Below are 883 nucleotides of genomic sequence, written 5' to 3' on the forward strand. Positions count from 1 at the left end.
CTACCTTAGATTTATCTATTTCAGTTAGCATACTAATTAAGCCTTTTATACTAAGGGTTTATAAAGCTATAAAATTATATTGATTGGTTATCTTATCTATGATTTTATGTAAATAATCTTCTGTAATTTTATAAGTTTAGATTCTTTGTCTTGTAAGAATTTTTTATTAGGATAGATAATATTATCACTTCTTATGAATAAAGATTCTAAACCAACAACATTTTTGACTACTTTTGGATTAGGTATAAGCTCATTTGTTTCATAGCTAAGCGCTATATAGTCTTGCTATTATACAAGAAATAAAAGCTTGTTTAATGCTACAATGATCACTTAACTTTTTGTGAATTCTAGCTTTTATATCTTCTTTGAATTTAGGGATATAGACTCTTTTATCATTTAAGCTTATATTTTGTGGGATAGCAAAACTTTGTCTAGTGTTCTTTTTAGATTTATATCTTAGATATTTGGCTCTTTTGCTGTTACAAGCTGTCTTAATGCCATTTGTAAGCTTTGATTGCATAGTAAAATATGTCTCTTTTATCCCTTGTGTAAATTGCTTTTGTCTATAATCTAAAAAGTGATTTAGATAACACAAGAACAACCAAAGTGTTTCCGTGTTAGCTCTTTTTGTTTGTTGGTGGGATAGATTCTATATTTTATATTTCTTAAAACTTTTTATAGAGTATGGCAAGATAAAAGATTTATTACATTTTGAAAGGAGAAAAACCTTTTAGAATGATAGATATCTTGCTTCTTCTATTGGAGAATTAAATCTAAAAACGATATAAGAATGATACAGAAAATCAAGGATAATCAAAAAAACAATGAATTCTGTTGATAAGCATTCATACCAAAGGCTAAAGACCTTTGAAGTTTCTGTTTT

At 26.6% G+C, this 883-nt stretch carries 1 protein-coding gene; it reads right to left on the reverse strand.

Annotated features, from left to right (window positions below; translation table 11 throughout):
• Positions 1-582: 582 nt before the first annotated feature.
• A complete protein-coding gene (locus CCZ01_RS11045; protein WP_458692868.1) occupies positions 583-660 on the reverse strand; it encodes a helix-turn-helix domain-containing protein in 78 nt (25 codons plus the stop codon).
• Positions 661-883 lie beyond the last annotated feature (223 nt).

It is taken from the genome of Helicobacter monodelphidis, assembly GCF_003288845.1.
GTDB lineage: Bacteria > Campylobacterota > Campylobacteria > Campylobacterales > Helicobacteraceae > NHYN01.